We start from the raw sequence: 5088 nt of genomic DNA, 5'->3' as shown, positions 1-5088 counted from the left end.
TGACCGTCTGGACATCGAGCCAGAATCCGTTCGGCGTGCGGTCGGAGCTGGCGCGTGCGTTTAGCCTGGCCGAAGATAAAGTGCGCGTGATCGTTCCAGACTTCGGCGGCGGCTTCGGCGGAAAGCACTCGGGCGAGGCGGCGGTCGAAGCAGCCCGTCTGGCTCAGGCCGCGGGTCATCCCGTGTCGCTCCGCTGGACGCGCCCCGAAGAGTTCACCTGGGCCTACTTCCGTCCGGCCGGGCTGATTGAGGTCGAGGCCGGTCTCAATGCCAACGGCACGATCACCTCGTGGCACTTCATCAATATCAACTCCGGCCCGTCGGCGATGGAATCACCATACCGAATCGCTCAGAAGCGCAGCCAGTCTGTCCAATCCGAGCCGCCGCTGCGGCACGGCTCGTATCGTGGGCTGGCGGCGACAGCCAATATGTTCGCTCGCGAATGCTTTATGGACGAGTTGGCAGCGGCGGCCGGCCGCGATCCGCTCGAGTTCCGACTGGCGCACCTCGATGACCCGCGCCTGCGGGCCGTCCTGGAGGAAGCGACAAACCGATTCGACTGGCCCAGCAGCGCGAAGCAGAAGGACCCGAACATCGGAGTGGGCCTGTCTTGCGGCACGGAAAAGGGATCGTTCGTGGCGGCTTGCGCCGAAGTGAAGATCGACCGCGAGCGGAACCGCATCGCCGTGACGCGGGTCTGCCAGGTGTTCGAATGCGGAGCGATCATCAACCCCGGCAATCTGCTCTCCCAAGTGCAAGGTGCGATGATCATGGGGTTGGGCCCGGCGCTGCGTGAAGAAATGCGATTCGAGGGCGGCAAAATGCTCAACGCGGCGTTTTCGAAATACCGCGTGCCGCGCATCGACGACCTCCCCGAGCTGGACATCCATCTGCTCAACCGCCCGGACCTACCTTCGGCCGGCGCCGGCGAAACGCCGCTCATCGCCATCGCCCCCGCCATCGCCAACGCCGTGTCGCGCGCCACCGGTCAGCGCGTGCGCGAGATGCCGATTCGGCTGCCAGCTTGACTTCTCCCTCGCCCTCGATGGGAGAGGGCCGGGGTGAGGGTGCTGCTTTTGCGCTGTTGCCGCTCGGTCTCCCGACCGTGACACGATGCGATCAGCCGAACTTCTTTAGCAACCGTTCGAAACAGTCCGTTCGTTCCCATTGGTGGAACATTCGATACGGCACGCCAGTCGAGCGAACCACGACGAAGCCGTCGTCGAGAGCGGCGGCTCGGTCGCTCTGGCCCAGCCAATGGCCGTGGAAGACCCACGGTTCGCCGTCCCCCACGACCCGATATCCGGGCCATTCGCGAATCCAGTTGCCCAGCGCGGTAAGGCTCGCTTGATCGGTGGCTTTGCCCTCTCGCGCATCGAGCGCAAAGCGAGTTAGCCCGAAGTCTGCCATCGCCGCGCTCGTGCCCGCCACGAAACCGCCGTTGATCACCGGCCAATTCTGAAATCTTCCTTGCCGGCAAGCGGGGTGGATCGCCTGTTGGAATGCCGACTGATCCTGCAGATTCCAGGGGTCCATTTTCACGAGCGTGCTTTCCGCGGAGAGCAGAATGCGGGCGCCCGATCGCAACGGCGCGAAGCTGAACGGATCGCTCTGAAAGATCGTGTCGCGAGCATCGACCGTGAGAACATAACCCGCCGCGTCGCGACGCCGGCCGAGGTATTCTGCAAAATACCAATGCCGCAGCTTGTTGCCCGGATCGTTGAAGCGGGCCCCCGGATCGTGGATTTCCACGCCGGCGGCCTCCGTCGCTCGCCGCGCCGCACGCGACATATTCCCGCCGAACGCCACCAATTTCAGATCGTCGCGCCGAATTGCTTGATACGAATTAAGAAACGCGCGGTACGTGGGATAGTCGCAGACCTTGCCATAGGCGACGGTCAAAATCACATCCATGCAGCACCCTCTTTCAGTCCTTGTATCCGTTTTTTGTAGTCCTCGGCGGGGATTCGCGCATACTTCCATCCCGAGTAGGATGTCGCCGATCCGTCGGGCGCAGGATGCGCTTCATCGTCGTCGGATTGTCGCCGGACTAGGAAGGAAGGCGGCCGCGGAGACGTTGAAGAAGCGGGCCAGCGAGATGATTTGATGCTTGGTGAGCGATCGTGTGCCGTTGAGCACGGCCGAGATCGTGGACTGCGAGATTCCGACCTGCTCCGAGAGTCTTGGTTGGTTGATCCCGCCGGACCGCATCAATTCCCGCAACACATCCGCTTCCGAGGCGTCGGGGACCGGCTCGTGCGGGTCCTCGTAGGTTTCGACGAGATCGGTCAACACGTCCAAATACTCTTGGGCGCCCGCAGTGAGCTTCTCCCTCAGCAACCGGTCGATCATTTTCGCGGCAGCGTCCAAGTGCGAGTCGTCGCGGATATGTCTGAGCGGGAATTGCTTGACGAGGTCGAAGTAGGTGTCCGGGAGCTTCTTGGAAACTGTCTTGGTCGCCAAAACTTTACCTCTTTCCCTTTCGCTGGCCGCGGCTTCGCCGGACGGGTTCAAACGCCTTTGGCACAGTCCGCCTTTTCGGCGGCTGATGGCATCCACAGCCGTCGATCCAGAGCCTCTTGTCGTATTCTTTGTCATCCATAACACGCAGGACGTAGAGGATTCCCCGAGCGTAGTTTGCTCGACCGATCAATCGAAATCGGTTGTTGCCGACGTCGAACACGACGCAGTTTCCCACTTGATCCGCCGAGCCGAAGGTTTGTTTCAGCGCTCCGAAGTTGGGCCATTCCGCATTCTTAGCCAGCTTGTGCCACGCGGACAGTTCCCGTTGAGCCGTGGCCGGTTCGTGCTTCCGCGATTCCCAAAACTCCCGTAATCGTCGTCTGGAGATAACGCGCACGTTCGACCTGTCCACCGGCGGAATCGTTTCTGATAAGCATAGTCGCGAATGGCCGCAAGTCAAGACGGATTATCGCAATATGCGATACGAGCGTGCATGACCATCCCGAAGATTATCGGCGCGAATTAGCGCGGTTTCTCGATCGTCCGTGATGCACGGCTCGGGAACTGATCAGCCAGGTCTCGAGGCACGAGCGATTCGGTAGAGCACGTGGCGCCTCAAACGATGTCCCGCGGCGAGCAGCGGATGATCGAAGTCATCCGCCGGATCGTGGGTCATTCCGAGCTTCTCCATAACGCGTCGGGATCGCAGATTCTCGGGCACGGTAAACGATACGATCTCGTCAAGTCCCAGCATGTCGAATCCAACACGTAAAGCGGCTTGTGCGCCTTCCACCGCAAGCCCGCGGCCCCAGAAATCGGCGGCCAGTCGCCAACCGATTTCGATGCTGGGGGTAAAGCGTGCCTCGAATCGAGGCACGCTCAAACCAATAAATCCCGCGAACGGCGCCACGTCGGTAACCTCGACCGCCCACAACCCGAAACCGTGACGTGCGAAATGGTCCTCGATTCGCGCGACAACCGCATCGCTCTCCTCTCGCGACAAGATCGCCGGGAAGTGCTCCATCACCCGCGGGTCGGCATTTAGTGCGGCAAACGGCGCGGCGTCGGCTGGACGCCAGCGGCGAAGTCGCAGGCGGGCCGTTTCCAGTTCCTCCGGCAAGCTGGCAGTCATCGACTCGGCGCTCCGTGAATCATGCGATTGGCCGCGGCATCATCGTCCCGCGCGTTCGTTCTCCAATAGCTTCGCCTTGCGCTCGATCCCCCAGCGGTATCCGGACAGCGATCCGTCCGTACGCACGACGCGGTGGCACGGAATCGCGACGGCGACGGGGTTCGCTCCGCAGGCTTGTGCGACGGCGCGGGTTGCTTTGGGTTCGCCGACGCGCTGGGCAAGTTCCGCATAGCTCCAAGTTTTTCCGTACGGAATTTCACACAGCTTTTGCCAGACCCGATGCTGAAATGCCGTGCCTTGAACTTCCAAGGGCAGGTTCAGTCCCGTCGCCGGGTGCTCGACGAACGCGACTACGCGGGCGACCAGCTTCTCAAAACCTGGGTCTCCGCCGATCAATTCGGCCTTTGGGAATCGATCTTGAAGCTCTTCCACCAGTGCATTGGCATTGTCGCCGAGCATGATGGAGCAGATGCCGCGGTCTGAAGCGGCAACCAGGATTGACCCCAGCGAGCAGTCACCCACGGCGAACTGGATCGTTGCCCCCGCGCCGCCGGATCGAAAAATCGAGGGTTTCATGCCGAGCACCTTTGTTGACGTGGCGTAAAAGCGGCCATTGGAATTGAACCCGGCGTTGTAGATCGCGGAGGTCACGTTCTTGCCGCGCGACAATTCGTCTCGAACCCGCTGCGAGCGGCGCGCGGTCGCATAAGCCTTCGGCGTCAGACCCGTCAGCGATTTGAAAACGCGATGGAAGTGCGACGGACTCATGCCAGCGCTCCCGGCCAGCGTCCGCAAGTCGGGAGCGTTCTCGGCCCGAGCAATCAACTCGCATGCTTTGGCCACCAACTTGGCGTGCTCATCGCCCGGCGAAAGTTCGTTCGGCCGGCATCGCTTGCATGGTCGGAATCCGGCCCTTTCAGCGTCCGCGGAGGTCAAATGGAATCGGACATTCTCGCGCAAGGCAAGCCGGGCGGCACACGACGGCCGGCAGTAAACGCTCGTGGTCCTTACGGAATAGACGAACCTGCCGTCGGCTCTCTTATCTCGGCGTGCCACCGCCTGCCATCGCTGCTCATCGCCGCCGAAAGATTCGGCGCGTTTGGGTTGTTTTGTCATTGTTGGCATGTCATTATTCTCCTTGTCGTCGCTCTGACACGAGTAAGGATAGCCGCCCCGATCGACGGTGACTCTCCGTTTCTTGCTTTCGAATTGAGATTGGGGTAGCCATTTAGCCGTTTGAAGGAAAGAACCACGGATCACACGGATTTCACGGATAAGATCGGGCAAGAAATGGATTTGACCCTGTTCAGAGAATCCGTGTCATCCGTGGTCTGCTGCATTCGCCTTAAGTGTTAGAACGTGTTTGAAAAGGTCTTGATCGTCGCGGAAATAAGCAGTATTTACACGCAGCGTTTGAAACTGGAGGAACTTTTCTCGCTTCGGAGCACCTGGCATGGAAGCCGTCTATCCCACGGATTTGAGCGATGAGCAGT

The 5088-nt window shown here is 60.8% G+C and carries 5 protein-coding genes; 1 reads left to right on the top strand and 4 read right to left on the bottom strand.

The genetic code is table 11. The features are described 5' to 3' along the window. A partial coding sequence (locus tag VGY55_25495) for a molybdopterin cofactor-binding domain-containing protein (protein ID HEV2973347.1) occupies window positions 1-1028 on the top strand: 1028 nt, incomplete at its 5' end. 91 nt (window positions 1029-1119) lie between these two features. Here the strand turns inward: VGY55_25495 and VGY55_25490 are convergent. The 4 genes from VGY55_25490 to ada all read right to left on the bottom strand — a co-directional run bounded on the left by VGY55_25490 (window position 1120) and on the right by ada (window position 4720). Further along, complete coding sequence (locus VGY55_25490; protein HEV2973346.1) at window positions 1120-1914, bottom strand: hypothetical protein; 795 nt, start codon at window positions 1912-1914, stop codon at window positions 1120-1122. 111 nt (window positions 1915-2025) lie between these two features. After that, window positions 2026-2463 carry a helix-turn-helix domain-containing protein gene (locus VGY55_25485; protein ID HEV2973345.1) on the bottom strand — a complete coding sequence of 146 codons (438 nt, stop codon included), beginning with the start codon at window positions 2461-2463 and terminating at the stop codon, window positions 2026-2028. Window positions 2464-3031: 568 nt separating this feature from the next. Beyond that, the gene (locus VGY55_25480) at window positions 3032-3595 is read right to left on the bottom strand and encodes a GNAT family N-acetyltransferase (protein HEV2973344.1); all 564 of its coding nucleotides are present in this window, start codon (window positions 3593-3595) and stop codon (window positions 3032-3034) included. 39 nt (window positions 3596-3634) lie between these two features. Next, window positions 3635-4720 (bottom strand): bifunctional DNA-binding transcriptional regulator/O6-methylguanine-DNA methyltransferase Ada, encoded by a 1086-nt coding sequence (ada, locus tag VGY55_25475; GenBank protein ID HEV2973343.1) that lies wholly within the window; start codon window positions 4718-4720, stop codon window positions 3635-3637. Between the last annotated feature and the right edge of the window lie 368 nt (window positions 4721-5088).

The organism is Pirellulales bacterium, assembly GCA_035939775.1.
In the GTDB taxonomy this organism is placed as follows: domain Bacteria; phylum Planctomycetota; class Planctomycetia; order Pirellulales; family DATAWG01; genus DASZFO01.
Note: the sequence above shows the minus strand (reverse complement) of the source record. Positions and strands in the feature narration are given on the sequence as shown.